General features: G+C 60.8%; 12 protein-coding genes and 1 pseudogene. 7 read left to right on the plus strand and 6 right to left on the minus strand.

Annotated features, from left to right (window positions below; all coding sequences use genetic code 11):
• Window positions 1–26 precede the first annotated feature (26 nt).
• Window positions 27–248: a helix-turn-helix domain-containing protein gene (locus AB843_RS21960; RefSeq protein WP_048649051.1), complete on the minus strand. Its 222-nt coding sequence runs from the start codon at window positions 246–248 to the stop codon at window positions 27–29.
• A 118-nt stretch (window positions 249–366) separates the two neighbouring features.
• Between AB843_RS21960 and AB843_RS21965 the strand changes: the two genes are divergently transcribed.
• On the plus strand, window positions 367–654 hold the full coding sequence (locus AB843_RS21965; protein WP_048649052.1) for a DNA -binding domain-containing protein: 288 nt from the start codon (window positions 367–369) through the stop codon (window positions 652–654).
• Window positions 655–668: 14 nt separating this feature from the next.
• On the opposite strand, the gene AB843_RS21970 is transcribed toward AB843_RS21965, so the two are convergent.
• A complete protein-coding gene (locus tag AB843_RS21970; RefSeq protein ID WP_425286834.1) occupies window positions 669–1,037 on the minus strand; it encodes a DUF2285 domain-containing protein in 369 nt (122 codons plus the stop codon).
• 21 nt (window positions 1,038–1,058) lie between these two features.
• Between AB843_RS21970 and AB843_RS26300 the strand changes: the two genes are divergently transcribed.
• A complete protein-coding gene (locus AB843_RS26300) occupies window positions 1,059–1,187 on the plus strand; it encodes a hypothetical protein (protein ID WP_280136304.1) in 129 nt (42 codons plus the stop codon).
• Between the two features lie 49 nt (window positions 1,188–1,236).
• Here the strand turns inward: AB843_RS26300 and AB843_RS21975 are convergent, their stop codons facing one another.
• From AB843_RS21975 to AB843_RS21985, 3 genes are all read right to left on the minus strand, one after another.
• Complete coding sequence (locus AB843_RS21975; RefSeq protein WP_048649054.1) at window positions 1,237–1,452, minus strand: transcriptional regulator domain-containing protein; 216 nt, start codon at window positions 1,450–1,452, stop codon at window positions 1,237–1,239.
• 305 nt (window positions 1,453–1,757) lie between these two features.
• Entirely contained in the window at window positions 1,758–2,603 is an 846-nt protein-coding gene (locus AB843_RS21980) for a DUF932 domain-containing protein (protein WP_048649055.1), read from the minus strand.
• 408 nt (window positions 2,604–3,011) lie between these two features.
• Window positions 3,012–3,329, minus strand: coding sequence for a DUF736 domain-containing protein (locus tag AB843_RS21985; RefSeq protein WP_048649056.1), 318 nt, complete (start codon window positions 3,327–3,329; stop codon window positions 3,012–3,014).
• A gap of 656 nt (window positions 3,330–3,985) precedes the next feature.
• On the opposite strand from AB843_RS21985, the gene AB843_RS21990 reads away from it, so the two are divergent.
• From AB843_RS21990 to AB843_RS22000, 3 genes are read left to right on the plus strand one after another with little or no spacing between them, the layout of a single operon-like run.
• On the plus strand, window positions 3,986–4,699 hold the full coding sequence (locus tag AB843_RS21990) for an HNH endonuclease (RefSeq protein ID WP_048649104.1): 714 nt from the start codon (window positions 3,986–3,988) through the stop codon (window positions 4,697–4,699).
• Complete coding sequence (locus AB843_RS21995; protein WP_048649057.1) at window positions 4,686–5,096, plus strand: hypothetical protein; 411 nt, start codon at window positions 4,686–4,688, stop codon at window positions 5,094–5,096. Before AB843_RS21990 ends, AB843_RS21995 begins: the two co-directional genes overlap by 14 nt.
• A complete protein-coding gene (locus tag AB843_RS22000) occupies window positions 5,093–5,392 on the plus strand; it encodes a hypothetical protein (protein ID WP_048649058.1) in 300 nt (99 codons plus the stop codon). Before AB843_RS21995 ends, AB843_RS22000 begins: the two co-directional genes overlap by 4 nt.
• A 207-nt stretch (window positions 5,393–5,599) precedes the next feature.
• Here AB843_RS22000 and AB843_RS26230 read toward each other — a convergent pair.
• A pseudogene (locus tag AB843_RS26230) lies at window positions 5,600–5,912 on the minus strand (chromosome partitioning protein ParB); the annotation flags it as partial.
• Window positions 5,913–6,006: 94 nt separating this feature from the next.
• Here AB843_RS26230 and AB843_RS22015 point away from each other — a divergent pair.
• Complete coding sequence (locus tag AB843_RS22015; RefSeq protein WP_157384579.1) at window positions 6,007–9,276, plus strand: STY4851/ECs_5259 family protein; 3,270 nt, start codon at window positions 6,007–6,009, stop codon at window positions 9,274–9,276.
• Window positions 9,273–15,389, plus strand: a complete 6,117-nt coding sequence (locus tag AB843_RS22020; protein ID WP_048649062.1) for a DEAD/DEAH box helicase — start codon at window positions 9,273–9,275, stop codon at window positions 15,387–15,389. Before AB843_RS22015 ends, AB843_RS22020 begins: the two co-directional genes overlap by 4 nt.
• Window positions 15,390–15,399 lie beyond the last annotated feature (10 nt).

Raw genomic sequence — 15,399 nt, forward strand, 5'->3', positions numbered from 1 at the left:
GGGACATCGACACCGAGGTTGATTGGTTAGGTCGGCTTGCTGGCCTTTTTCAGCAGCTCGCCGGGCTCGATCTCAAGCGCATCGGCGATTTGGCCAAGCACGGTTACACTGGCGGATACGTCGCCACGCTCGATGGCGCCGACATAGCGCATGCTCAGACCCGCGCGATCCGCGAGCTCTTCTTGCGTCAGCTTCTTATCATGACGTACTCGACGCAGATTCCTCGCCATGATCTCCTTGAGATCCATGACGAGAGGGGAACCAGTATAGGAACGATCATTCTAGGAATGATCGTTCCCATTCGTACTGGGTCATGCTACTCATTCAGTTTGCTGTCGGCGTTGTTGCATCGAAAGGTGGGGTCTCATGCGGGAACATGTCGAACTCGATCCCGATGTGGACGACGACGCGCCAACGGGAAACGACATCACGCCCTACGATGAACAGCACTACATCACCTATCTGCGCCTTCTCGACGCAAAGGCGGAAGGGGCGGACTGGAACGAAGTCGCGCGCATTGTCCTGCACCGCGATCCAGTTGCGGAAAAGGAGCGGACATATCGCTGCTGGCAAAGCCATCTTGAACGCGCGCAATGGCTATCGCGCGAAGGCTACCGGAAAATTTTGGAAAAGGCTGTCGCGGAAGGCCGTTGAAAATCCGATTCCGATCAGCCCGTGCGCGGCTTGATCGGATAATGGAGCAGAAGTCGATACCCGCCTCTCATCATCTTCAGCCCGTGGGCGACGAGGCGGCGGGCCTTGTTCTTGCGGGGATCGTTCTCCCAATCCTCCTTCGTCCCCTGAAAGCCGAGCAGCACTTCCGCGATCGTGCGATAGCTTTCGTCGCGTAGCTTGGCGTCGAGCGCACGCACGGACAGGATGTGAAACTGGCGCAACTGCGTCGGCATAGTGCGAAAATCCCGGCCAGGCGGACGGCGATTGAGTGAACGCCAGAAGCGGCGAGCGGCATGGGCGCGCAACTCGAAGAAGCGATCCGAGGGTAGGCTGAAGGCGTAGAATGCCGCTGCATCGGGCATGGCTTCTGGAAGCCAGAACTGATGCGTCACGCCATCGACATACCAGAGGCCGTGCCAGCCATCCTCGGCCTGTCGCAGATCAAGGTTGTCGAGATGTGCCAACGTGACGATGGGGTCGGTTTCGCCCTCCTGATGCTCGGCGGGCGCTAGGCGGACAGCCTGCGGCTGTAGGCTTGGAATCCAGAACTGAGACCGACCATCAGGCGGTGTTTCGGGATTGCAGGGGAAATCGCAACCCCCAGCGCTGGGAGAACGTCTCCAGGCTACGCGGAGTCGGTTCCTCGACGCCCGTTATGATCTGATAGTCGCGGTGATACTCGGCATACCGCCGAAGATATTCCCAGGCGAAGCCGGCGGCGGGAATGCTCTTGGCGGGTCTGTAGGTAGCCGGTGAACGCCAGTCGATACTCAGCATCGCGTTGCCTCCACTCGCCGAAAACAGATGACCGTGCCCGACAAGAGAGATTCGGCAGTACGATGCGACATTTGAAGTCGCTATAGTTCGATATGTTGATCGCGTAATCCGATCAGTATTTGTGATTTTCTTCCTGGCATTGCTTCTGTGACTTCGCGAGCCAGGCAGAGCCCGGCGAGCGCGGCCGTCTTCGGGCATGGCCGCGTCGCCGATCCGCAACGCCGGATCGGCGAAAAAATGCTGGTTGCTGACTATCGGAAAGGCAGGGCCGTAGAGCCGCATTCGCGGCCCTACGGCATTCGCTGTCAACGCTCCTTGAGGCGCTGCATTCCCTCGGCCAGCGTCCAGAGCGCACGGTTGAGGCCCACATTCTGGTCAATGCCATTGATAGGGCGGGAACGGCTGCGGCGGATACGGCCTTCGGCGTTGCGCTTTTGGCCGTGCAGTCCGCCGCGAATGATGTTCTCCTGAATGACGTTGAACGTGGTCCAGAGGCTTTGTCCGACATCCTCTCGGCGGCGGGGTGCGATGATCTGCTCGGGACGGATGGGGCTTTCGTCCTCACCGTAGCGGGCGACAAGGCTTGCCTCGGCAAAAACGCGCTGCTCGTCTGGCGATAGGCGCGTTTCCTTCATCGTCTCGCTCGCATCGATCAGGCGCGGGAAATCCTCTGCCACGGTGTAAACGCCCTCGATAATATCATGCTGGATGTTGCCCTTGTGCGGCACGCGGACTTCCTCGAAGCGCTCACCCGCAATCATGCTGTTGGTGCAAACGAACCGCAGCATCCCGGCGAACATCTGATAGGCGCTGGTCCCGTCATGGCTGTTCACGATGATAACCTCGGCAGCCTCCGGCTTGCCGATGCCGTCGTCACGACGCAGGCGCAGCATATGCTTGGCGTGGCCGTGGCGGCTGCCGTCGCGCGGCGCCGACTGCACGGCGAAGAACGGGAACCATCCCTCCCGGCGCAAACCCTCCACGATGTCGATGGTGGGGACGTAAACGTAACGCTCCGACCGGCTGTCATGCGCCTCGCGGGCGAAGATCGACGGGACATGCCGATAGAGGGCTTCGTTGTCGAGGGCTTCGCGTCCGCTGATCTGGTGAGCGTTGCGGCCGAAACGGGTGGCAAGGTGATGATAGGTCATGGTCCTGATCCTTATGGGCTTGGGTTGGAGCGCTGCGCTGCGCTGCAACCCTGCCCGTCGGCGAGACCGGGGGGTGCAAGGTGCAAGGGCGGCCGGGCCGGAAGGGAAGCACCCGGCCTGCACAAGCGGATGGCGGCTCTGACGACAGTGCGCGAGCATGTATCCGCGCGGAAGGTTGGGGAGACCGGCCCGGTCGAGCGTCAGCGATCCCTTGCGCCGCGCCAGGGGGTGGAACCCCCAAGCAACCGGCCCGGCCAGAGCGCCGCGGAAGCCGGGCGCAAGATCCGATCGGGATACGCAAAGCCACAAGACCGGAAAGCCGTACGTCCCGATCTCCGTATTCCTTGAAAGGCGGCGGCCATGAGCATGAAGAAGCCCCACCGGAGCGGGGCTTCTTGGATGCCGGCCTCAGTCGCCGTTGCGGCGGGACCAGATGAGAGTGTGGGACTTTCGGTCCTCGGCCTCGACCAGGCTGGCGTAGATCGGGGCCGGGAAGCTCGGATCGTCCAGCTTGACGGAGAGGTATTCGCGCTGTGTCTCGCGGGCGGTCTTCCTCCAGGCCGCGCCGAACTCGGTCGCGCCGGCGAAGATGCGGAAATCGGGGCCGCGCTCACTCTCGCCCTCGGTGGGGACGAGCTTGGCCTTGACGTTGAGGGTCAGGGTCTTGACCGCACCGGTGAAGCCCGCGCTGTTCTCGTTCCTGGTGAAGGCGCCGATGGTCGCCATTGTCGTATTCCTTTTTTCTGTCGGGCCGCACCATTGCGACCTCGATAGGGGTCGTGAGATCGAGGACGATCGGCCCTGCACCCGTCGGGGCTGGAACGAAGTGGAAGGCGGCCGGCGGCAGCTTTTTTGTTTCGCGGTGCAAAGCCGAAGGCGGCGGAAAAAAGCTGGCGACGGACGTTGCGGGAGACGATCGAGGCGAAGCCGGTCTTCGGTCAGACCCCATGCCAATCGAGGACGCGGATGGAGCGCCCGTTAGCGGAAAATTGAAAAGGATACGGCGGTGGCGGCCATCTCCACGCTTTCATTGGGAACCTGCACGGTCCGAGGTACCTCGTTGTGACCTGTCAGCGTGATCGGTGGCGGGACGCAATGGCTAGACACCGCGATCATGTCGCCCCACGCCAGATACCGGCATCCGGGGCGTCTCGATCCCGACAGGGCTTCCCGCGAAATGGCCATCGCCGTCCTTGCGTTAGCGATTGAAGCCGAATGGCGGAAACGCGCCGCAGGCGTGGTTCCGGCGAAGCCGAAAGCGCAGCCCGAAGGGCAACGCCCATTGTTCTGTATCGTTGGTATCCTACAGGCTACCACTCGATGGTTGAACTTTCGTCGAGCCCAGCGATGACACCGCGGCGCCCAATATGATACCCGATGGCATGGCAATCTCTCAAAAATCCATCAAGATTCTCTGGTCAGCCGCTGGCGGGCGCTGCGCGTTCCCTGACTGCTGGGAACGGCTCTGCTACCATGAGGCCGAGGGGGCTGCGCCCTATACGCTGGGAGAGATGGCACATATCTGCGGCGACAAGCCCGGCGCCAATCGGCATAATCCAAATCAGACGGACGCTGAGCGGGATGACTATCAGAACCTGATCCTGCTTTGCCCAACACATCACACGCTGATCGACCGCGAGGAGAACGAGTCCATCTATACAGCGGCGGCGCTGCACGAGATGAAAGCCGCGCACGAAGTACGGGTACTGGAGCGATTGGATAAGGACGAATCCCCGACCAAGGCAGAGCTGGCCCGCAAGATTCTGCCGCATCTGGAAGAGAACAGGCAGTCTTGGGCGCAATATGGTCCGATGTCCGAACTTGCGCGCACCCAGCCCCACAACGCCGCCGCGCATGCTGTTTGGGTCTCCGAGCGGCTGTCCGTCATCGTACCGAACAACCGCAAGATCGCGGGTCTACTCGACGAGTACAAAGCGCTGTTCGACGCTGGCGAACAAGAAGCCGTTGCCGCCTTCCTGATGCATGCACGCAGCTATGAGCAATGGGTAGAAGACGCAATCCCCTACGCCGCGGTAAAGCGCTTTCCGATGGAATTTGACGAATTGATCAGAAGGATTTGCGATGGCGGCGCATAGCGAGAATTTTCCGTGGCCGAGCTACCACGGTCACTATAAATATTTCGAAGGGCAGATGGATCGGCATGAGAAAGTTGCTTCTCTGACGGCGGAAGGGAACGGCGTCTATCAACTGAGCCGCACGCAAGATGATACGCTGCGCGTCTTCATTTGCGAGTGCTACGCCTTTGGCGTTGCCGAATATATCGAGACTATCGAGCAGCTTGGTCGCCTCGATGCAGTGATCATCAATTCCGCATGGTGTGGTTACTCGCCTGATGCCAAGCGGCATTGCCGGGATGAGAATGTCGGCCTGTTCACGATAGCGGAGTTTATGGGAGCCTTACACCGCGATGACTATTGGGCCTACCTGACCGACAAAGAAGAGGAGTATTTCAAAAAGCGGGGCTGGGTGTGACGCGCAGCGTCACGGTCTATGGCTTTGGCTCCTCCTTCACCTACGGTGTCGCAGCCGATGATGTCGATCTACTGATCATCCATCCCGACGCTGACGCGGCCTCTTGCGAGCTTGCTATCCAGTGCAAACGCCGTCTGATGGAGCACATCGCCCGTGCACATGTGACGATGCTCTCGGTATCCGAAGAAGCGCATTTCCAGTTTATCAAGAGGGCACGAGCGGTTCGTCTTGGAACGATGCGGAAAAGTCATTTGGACGAAGATTTCGAGGTCCTGCTCGCTGAAATTCGCAAATAAATGCCACAGGGCCTTGCCTCATCTTTATAAGCGGCAGAGCCACCGAATTTGGGGGCGATCTCGTCGTTCCACATATTCGTCCTCGGGGCGAACCTGTTTGGGCTGACTACTCTTAGACTGTCGGGGTCATCCGACCGCGCGGTGGAACTGCGCGGCCGCGATTTTTCTGATGAAAGTCCGGGACCGCTACGCGGCCCCGGCCTGTTTTCATTCTGCCGCAACGACGAAATGGTCATCGTCCTGCGCTTCTGCCTGATCTTCGACCTCGGCGACGCCTGCCACTGGTACTTCGTCCAGCCACGCGGGCTGCACGGTGCGTAGCACGGGCGGGAGCCACCCGGTTCCTGCAAGAAGCTGCTGGGCGGCTTCCGCCATCTCCTGCTTCTTCTTGCCCGCGATCCGCCTCGCCGCCAAGCGCCTCGCGCACCGCTGCGAGGATATGGGCCTTGGTGACGCGACCGAGATAGGCGCGCACCGTCGGCGTCCAATGCGCCGTCATGTCGAGGGCGATCACCGTCGCATCCCAAAAGGCATTTTAGCCGTGGCAAATCTTCGTGTTATCGTCAACGTATGGGCTGAGGGTAATGGAGCGGATTAGTACTAGGGGGGCGGGTTTGGGGGAACACACGCAGCTCAAGGGCGGATTAGAGTCTCTGCTGAAGCCGCGGGGATTAGTGGATCCCGACGGTCGTCCGCTTTATGCTTACAAATTCGCGCGCGCCGACTTCGACCGGATCAGCGCGATCCTCCGGCGATATGGACCTGTTGCCATCCACAACCGTGATGGGGCAGCCCTTGTCGTTTTTCACGTGGCGGAATGGTTCAGACGTGAGCGGAGCGGCGGGCATTGGGATTGGATTCGCCCACTACGAGCCATCGGCTTCGACTACGGACCCTATGCCACAATCCAATATCGTGATGTAGAAAGCATGGTTAGCCTCGGCCTGCGTGTGTGGCGCCGGCCCGAGCCGTCGGGGGGCGAGCGGCTCCTCGCCATCGTACGTGAAGCCGGCTTTCCGGTTGCAGCTGTTCGTGAGGATCCGCGAATCGCGTCTTGGCTGAAGTATTCGGTGCTGTGCGCCGAGAGGGGTTTCTCTATTCGAGACGCCGTCACCGCCGAGGCTTGGCGTGTCTCTGACCGTTTGGCCCAGGCGCTGTTCGGCCCGGCAATCGAATTCTGTGAGAACATCGTCGCGTTGCGCGCTTCGCTGCCACCACCAGATGCGCGCGGGGATCCGGTCGATTATCTCGATCAGAACAGACCTGGTTGGCGGGCCGAACTCCCCTTCGATGTCGAATATGAGGACATTCGGTCGATGGTCGACCAGGTCGTCCGCCTTCGAGACGATGGCGATGCGGCCCTCGACGTAGGCCGACATCTCGTTCGCGTCGGCGATGAATGGCGGGCACGGGCGTCGCTCGGACTTTCTGGGCGAATCGACCTTCGGCGTTTGCCGTCGTCAATCGCCCAGATTGTCCGGGAGGGCCGTCGACTCAGGATATTTCCGCGTCCTCCTTTTTGCGAGGAGTTGATCGCAGTTGCTGCCATCGAGACGTTCGAGAATGACGAGGCGCCGGTACATGAACTGCGCGCGTTCGTAGCCAAATTCGATGCACCACTTGCTTTGGAAGAAGAGGCGCGCCTGCTCGTGCAGTCGGGCAATACCACGGTCGGCGAGTTTATCCCCACTGGAGGGGAGCCGCTACACGAGCCCGTCATAGCGCTCCAGATCGAGCAGATCGACGAAAACGAATCCCCGACCAGGCTGCGCGTCCTAGGGGCATCACCCGTCCGAACGAGCCGTCCCATGCTCGCACTAGCCGTCCACGATGAGCATTTTCATGCGGTTTCGTTCTCGGCTGGATTCACTGACCTTGGACGCTGCATTGATTCGCATCGTCGTGTGGTCAGCTTCAGCGGTTCTGCAACATTCACCTTGGGCGGCGCACGCTGGTCGTGGAGGACGTCGGCGGAGCGCGACCTCGATGCGCGCCCCGTTCTCGTAGGCGGTCTCGTCCGCAATGTGCGCGAGACCGTGTTCTGCGGCGTACCACAGCTGTGGATCGAACGAGACGGCCACCTCGCTGCACCTAATCGCCGCGCGCTTTACTGGCGCCCCCGCGGAAGGGGAACGTGGCGGCTATTCGAAGATGGTATCCCATGGGGCGACGTGGATCTTGCCGTGATCGAGAACGACGAGCTTCGATTCGTGATTGGGACCTCGATCGTGCCGTCTTCCTTCAACGTTGTAGCGGATCGAAGTAGAAGGGAGCTTCGGATCGCAGGGCTGGGAACGCGGCGGCTCGCTGCTCGCGGCGCGACCGATTTAGAGGTGGGGTTTGATGGCGATGTGGCGATCGTTCGGCTCGGCTCTCCGACGGGAACGGCAATAATCACCCTCAGGGCGCGCTGGGATGCCGAACTCGCGTTGACCTATACAGATCCCAGCTACGACCTGCGCCTTATCGATAGCAACGACACCCTCATCCCGCCGCGCTCAAGCTTCTCGGTTGATGGCTTGAAGGGGTTGCGCATCCTCGCAACGCGTGAGGTATTTCTGTGCATGGAACTGCGCGCGAACGATACGCCGCGCTTGACGATTACACGGTCCATCGTCGGGGAGGTTCCTCTCTCTGCCTTTACCGATGCGATCACGCACCTCCTCGGCAGCTCCGAGAGCCTTGACGCCCGCGTCAGCCTTTGCACGATAGGTGGCACTGAACACATCGCTGACGTGCGCTGGTACGCCGAGGACATCGATCCTTTCGACGTTCCCCCGTCCAACGCATTTTCCGTGCTCGCAACAACCCATGGGCTGGATCTCCAGGGGATTGCGCTCGCGCATCCGGCCGCCGGTTCGGTGCCAGTTGTGGCTCCCGCAAGCCTAACCGTGATCCGTGACGAATTGAGCAGCAAGCTTCCACCGGGCCCTTGGCTAATCTACGGTCGACGACGGCACGGCGCGAAGATTCGACCCAGGATCGTGCCTGCGGTGGTGAAAGCATCTGCGGAAGAAGAGACCTTACTCGAGCGGGCCATCGGTATAGATACGCCCACGGAACGTGCGGCGGCGCTCCTTGAGGCATATTCTCAATCGGATCAGATCGTGCCGGGAGACCGCCGTAAGATTATCGACCTTCTAATCCTTTCTCGGCGAGAGGGGTTACCTGTCTCATCGATCGACGCGCTGAAGGCGCTCGACCATTGGCCCGGTTTTGCTACGCTGTTACTCGCGTCATGCGAATCGCTTGATGAGCGCGCGGCACTGCTCGACCTGCAGCGCGACTTGCCGTTCCTGTGGTCCGCAACAACCATAGCCGACTGGCTGAGCGCCTTCTCGGCTCGGATCGATCATGCCAGCGCACGCTTGTCCCAGCTCGGCATCGACACCGGCATCGTCTACCGCAGTATCCTCACGGCTCTCGGCGATATCGTAGGTCTGCGGCCGGAGTTGGCGGGCCATGCAAAAGCAGTCTTTCTGATGCGCATCGCTGGCGAAATGACACGCGAGAACAAGTCGATCGATGGCGCCGCCGTCCATTTCTTGCAGGTTGGCGAGGGCGATGGAGTACGGCGCGAGATCGACCGCTTGATCGGTCGTCACGATGAGAACGATCCACCGCCACGGAGCTTGCTCAGGCTTGAAAACAGAGCGGCGCAGCAATCGTATTGGGCACCTTATGATGAGAGCTTCGCGGACGTCATCGCCGTACCCTTTGCCGTCGCCGATCATGCGAGCGGACGCATGACCCTCGATCAGGGCGAAAGACGCCGTTGCCGCGACGCCTGGCTTTACGACCCCGAATATTTCGAAGCGGTCTTGCCGATAGGCATTGATGGTGTCCTTCGCAGCAATGCGACGATTGGAGGTAGACCAGGATGATAGATTTCGACCGCATGATGATGCGTTTGCCAGAGCAGGCTGCCGACGCCATCCTTGGTATGTTGCGCCCTAAGTCACGTACCCTCTTCAACCATTTGCGAAATACTTGGGGATCGCCCGCAGGTGCTGCCGGATCACTGATAGCGGAACCCTTCCTGGAAGGCGCGTTTCCTTGGCTGCCACTGGAAGGCGGCTGGGGCGCACTTGAGCCAGGGTTGCTCGACCACCGAACCATCGAGGTGCTCAGATCCGTATCGTTTCCGCCCTATGTGCATCAGGCAGAAGCTTGGGGACACCTGACGAACGAACATCCTTCTTCCGTCATCGTTTCTAGTGGCACCGGCTCCGGAAAGACCGAGTGCTTCCTCGTTCCAATCCTCGATCGCTTGGTGAGACAATCGGATGGTGGCAGGCGACCACTTGAGGGCGTGCGCGCGCTCATGCTCTATCCGCTCAATGCGCTGATCAGTAGCCAAGAAGAGCGTCTTCACCGGTGGTTCGAGCCGTTTGAGGGGACACTTCGGTACTGTCTCTACAATGGTGAGACGCCCGAGACAGTGCGTGCCGCCGCGCGTGCGGAGAAGCCCTGGCGCGTTGGCGATAGGGCAGCCTTACGTGCGTCTCCGCCGCCCGTCCTCGTCACCAATGCCACGATGCTCGAGTACATGCTTATCCGCCAAAACGACGCGTCGATCTTGGCGGCATCGCAAGGAAAGCTCGATTTCATCGTACTCGACGAGGCCCATTCTTACATGGGCGCACAGGCTGCCGAGATATCGCTACTCCTGCGTCGGGTTGCGCTCGCATTCGGCCGAACACCCGATCAGATCCGCTATGTAGCGACTTCGGCAACGATTGGTGGAGCGAACGCAAGGACAGATCTTCGCCGTTTTCTGCAAGACCTGTCGGGTGCACCGGCCGACGCGATACACGTGGTTGAAGGGCGCCGTGCGCCACTACCGCCCGAGCCAGCGCACTTTGACGATCGCCTGCTGCAGCCGAGCGTGCTCACTGACCTCGACCCATTGGAAAGTGGTCGTTTGTTAGCCCAATCAACTCGCTTGCGCGCCACGCGTGAAGAGCTCCGCTCAGGCAAGATCTTTTCATGGCGCGGTTGGTCGGAGGTTGTCTCTAAGCTCGGCGGTAGTACGACCAACGCAACGCAACTCCTCGTCGAAGCGGCACGAGCAAAGGATCCCTTAGCCGATCCCGCCATGGCTGCCAGCGGGAATGATTCCATCCTTCCCACACGTATCCATCTATTTCACAGGACGGTTGCGGGTTTGTGGACCTGCATCAATCCCGACTGTACCGAGAGCCCGTCGCGCCAAGAGGGCTCCGATTGGGCATATGGGTCGATTTTCTCCGAAGCTCGGGAGAACTGCCCCCACTGCGGGTCGATTGTTCTTGAATGGGTCTGCTGTACTCTTTGCGGCGACGGTGCCCTTCGAGCCGAGGAGTTTGACGATGGCTCACGGATCGCCGCGTGGAGCGACGGCAATGACGAGGACGAGTTCGAACAGACGCTCGAACGGGAAAATCCGAGTGATGCCGATGAAGATGAAGGGGAAGAGGGAGCTACCACGGCCGCCGCCCCCACTATCGTGTCACGCCGATATCTGACGCTGCCGCCAAGGGCCGGCTCCCCCCATCTGAGTATCGATCTCAGGACAGGCATCATCGAGGGCGAGGCCAAGCCACAGATCGCATTCGCGGCCAGCCGGGACATCTCCGAGTGTCCGCACTGTACGAAGGCCCCCAGTCGCGTCGATCCGAAGCGCGGCGCCATGCGGCCGGTGGTGGCTGGCGCGCCGTTCCTCATGGCACAGATCACCCCCGGGTTCCTCGCTGACCTGTCGCCTGAACCCGTCTCCAGAGATCCCCTCCCCTTCGAGGGGCGCCGGCTCATCACCTTCACCGATGCCCGCCAAGGCACGGCAAGGCATGCCGCCAATGTCCAGATCGCGTCGGAACGCACCTTCATCCGCGGCTTCATCTATCATTTTGTCCAGGAGCAGACAGGCGTCGACGCCGAGGCGTTGGCGGCGATCGATGCCAAGATCGCGGGTCTACGAAAGCATCCTGACGATCCCATGCTCATGGGGATGGCGGACGAGCTTGAGCGGGAGCGAACGGGTATGGTCCGCGGTGTCGCGAGACCGTGGCGCGATCTCGTCCGACGTTTGGCTGGGCACTCGACCGTCGATCATTTCCTGAGGGCCCTTTGGACGACGAGCAATCGCGACGATCGTTTTGAGGATACCGAAACTCTTGCGGAGTTCCTTCTCTTCCGAGAGGTGATGCGGCGACCGGTTCGGGCCAACTCCGCAGAAACTCTCGGTCTTTTCCGCTTCGAGCTCCCAAGAATCGACGGTACGGCGGTGAACGTCCCCACGTCGGCGCGCGCTGTGGGATTATCGGACGACGATTGGCGTGATTTGCTACGCCTGCTCGTTACCCATTTCCTGCGCACCAACGTCGCACTCGATTTCCCTCGGTGGTGGTTGAATTGGATCGACCGTCGCCAGAGCCATATCGAAGTCAAGCCGTGGGCGCCGGGTGAACAATCAAGTCGCTATGTACGCCTCTGGCCGAATCCCTATGGAATCCGTCTGACTCGCGTCGTTCGGCTGTTGTTCCAGGCATTACAGCTCGACCCGGACAACCGGGTCGACAAGGACAAGGTTGGCGACGTCCTGACCGATGCCTGGCGAGCTCTGCAACGCTTCATGGTGCAGACCGACAATGGATTCCGCCTCAAGTTCGATAATCTCGTTGTAGGGAAGATCGAGAAGGCATTCTGGTGCCCCACGACCCGACGCGTTCTCGACACGACGCTGAGGGGTAGGAGCCCTTACGACGTGGACGGCATCCACCCCATGGCCGTACCGATCACGCTTCCACGTCTGCCGTTTCCCTGGCGCCGCGACCCAGACGGACATGCTGTCGACGAAGCCACGATGGATGATTGGCTGGCGACTGATCCCACGATCCTTGATCTTCGCGCGATGGGCCGATGGGGCGACCAACAAGATCGGGCGGCAAAGTTCTCGCAGTGGCTCCGAGCGGCCGAGCATTCGGCCCAGCAGGCCAGCACGACACTCAGGCGCTACGAGCGAGAATTCAAGGAGGGCAAGATCAACGTCCTCGGCTGCTCGACCACGATGGAAATGGGTGTCGATATCGGAAGTATCGAAGCGGTGCTCAACACCAACGCACCGCCGGAGATTGCCAATTACCGTCAGCGTGTCGGTCGAGCAGGTCGCCAACGCCAACCGATAGCCGTAGGCCTGACGCTGTGCAGGGATCGTCCTCTCGATCGGATGACCCTCGCAAACCCGCTCGACTATCTTGAGCGCCAGGTCAGAACGCCGAGAGTCAGTCTCGAAAGCCCGACTATCGCGAGACGCCACGCCGCGGCACTCCTCCTTGCTCGCTTCCTGTCAGGCCTGGGGACCGAACTGCACAAACTTACCAACGGCACGTTCTTCGCGCTGGGCGTCGAGGCACCTCCACAAATGGGAGGCTCCCCCGCCGCTGCATTCTTGGCATGGCTCGACATGGTTCCATCGGACGCGACACTGATGGCCCGATTGACAACTCTGCTCGCGGGAACGCCCGTCACGCCAGGTTGGGACCTCATCGAGGTTCTTCGTACTCGCATGGATCGGATCACGACGGAACTTCGGGCGGAATGGGAGGCGCTCGCGTCCACCGTCGCTGAGAATCCCAGCGGTGACGTGGAACTTGCCGCGATCAACAAGGCTCGTGAGCTCCAGCGCCGTCGCCTCGAACGCGGATACCTACTAGGGGAACTGGCGGGCCGAGGGTTTTTACCTTCGTACGGGTTTCCCACCGACGTCGTGCAATTCGTTACGGAGACCGCAAGCGAGAAAGCGGCGAAGGCTCGGGCGGACGAACAAAGCGGTGAGCCCCAGGAGCGCAGTTTCGGTCGAGGCTATCCCTCGCGCTCTCGCGAGATCGGTATCTACGAATATGCACCCGGCCGTGGGATCGTCGTTGATGGTGTCGTGCGTGAGTCGGCCGGTGTTACGCTCAATTGGCAACGGCCCGTGTCCGAAGCGGGTCTGCGTGAGATCCAAAGTCTGAGGACGATGTGGTCCTGCAAAACCTGCGGCGCCCTGTCGTCGAAACCTTCGGCAATCGAACAGACACCTTGCGCCGAATGTGGCTCGAGCAACCTAGTCCCTCTGCGCTATCTGAGCCCTGGGGGCTTCTCCGTCGACGTCCGTTTCAAGATACACGACGACCCATCAGACGTGGGTGGCGGCAAAGTGGTCGATCCTTGGGTTTCGGCACGCGAGACGCCTTGGCGATCATTGCCGGATCCGATGGTCGGGCGGGTACGTGCGAGCCCGGATGGCACGGTCTTCTGGTTCAACCGCGGTGAGCACGGCCATGGTTACGCACTTTGCCTACATTGCGGCCGGGCAGAAGCCGAGATCGATGTTTCGGGCGGTCCTGGACTTTCCGGCCATAAGCCGCTGCGTGGCGCTCCGACTGCCATCGACGGTCTCACGTGCAGTGGGGCGCCCGAATTTGCGCCTTATGCCGTCACTCGCAACCTGATGCTTGGCCATGAGATTCGGACCGACCTGTGCGAGATCCAGCTCTACGACTGCCGCTCGCGAGACGTCGCGTTAACGATTGCACTCGCCTTACGCGAAGCGGTGGCGAAGCGTCTTGGCGTTGATGCCGACGAAATGGGGTTCGCGGCGCCCCCGGCGCCCAACGTACAGGGACGCGACAATTGGAGCGCCGTCATTTTCGATCGGGCAAGTGGTGGTGCCGGATTCTCCGCCACGATCGCGCGCGATCCGGTTGGCCTCCTTCGCGATGCACGAACCTTTATCGATTGCACTCTTGCGGGCAGATGCGGCGATCCGGATGCCGAGCGCATTTGCCCCCGCTGCGTCCTCGCCCCTGATGCACAGCACATTGTCGAAGCAACTGACCGGGCTGCTGCGTTCGCCCTCTTGACCGAGACGCTCTCGCGCATAGCACTTCCCGCGGAACATCGGTTGTTCGGACCCGCGACCCTTTACGAGTCCGCGGCGCTTGCCGATGCGCTGAACGAGCGAATGGCAACCGATCCAGCGGCCGAACTTTGCGTCGTACTGCATGGCGATCCGACGGAGTGGGATTTTGACGCGTGGCCGATGGCGCCCGTCGTTGAACGTTGGGGAGCTCGCGATCGTAGCGTTACCGTCGAAGTTGACGAAGCAGCTTTGGAGCGGGCCGACGCTGTCACTCGGCGGCGTATTGCTCTTTGGATCGAACGGGCTCGGGCATCGCTCTGTGTTCTACCAAACGTAGACGCCGAAATGCTGGCGGTTGTGACGGCTGTCGACCGAGCCATTGGCTGGCGGTCGCTTGACCGCAACGCATATCGGATTGGCTCCAGCTGGGCGAGCACGTCGGATGCTCCCGTGGTGTACGGGACGTTGGAACGAACGCGCGATCCAGCGAAACCGATCGATTCGCGATCGCTTCTCGTCGAGCGCGTGCGGGAAACGATCTTTGAACTGGATGCCGAACTCGATGGCCCCGTGAGTGGTTTCGGCCAGCGACTAAAGGCACTCATGGTCGGCCGCAACGAGACGCTAGCAACCGTCCTTTCCGTGCCCTGCATCGAGCTGCGCTATTCCGATCGATACCTGTTCAGCCCATTGGTCGCGCGGCTCGTTACCGAACTCTTGGCGGGATTCTCCGACACGAACACTGCGCTTTTTGTCGACACGCTGATACAACGTCGTGACAATCGCCGTCCCCGCATCGGCAAGACTTTAAAGGACGACTGGCCGGACGTCGCTGATCGCAACATCGTGTTCCAGCATCTCCTCGGTCGTGTCACCCCCACCGCAAAGCTTGCTCTTCATCAAGACGTTCCTCATCGCCGTCGCCTCGATTTCCGTACGTCCAAAGGCTCAGGGACTATTTTTTTCGACCAGGGCGTGGGATCGTGGGGAACTTCCGGCGTGGTCGCGTTTGACCCGTTGGCTCCGATCGCCGACCAGCTTCACGCTGTGGAAGCGCCATTTCTCGTCGAGAATGGCCCGAACGGCACCTTCTTCGCATCGAGGTTGGAGTGAGGGGCCGGAA

Source organism: Nitratireductor soli (assembly GCF_001050155.1).
GTDB classification, from domain to species: domain Bacteria; phylum Pseudomonadota; class Alphaproteobacteria; order Rhizobiales; family Rhizobiaceae; genus Nitratireductor; species Nitratireductor soli.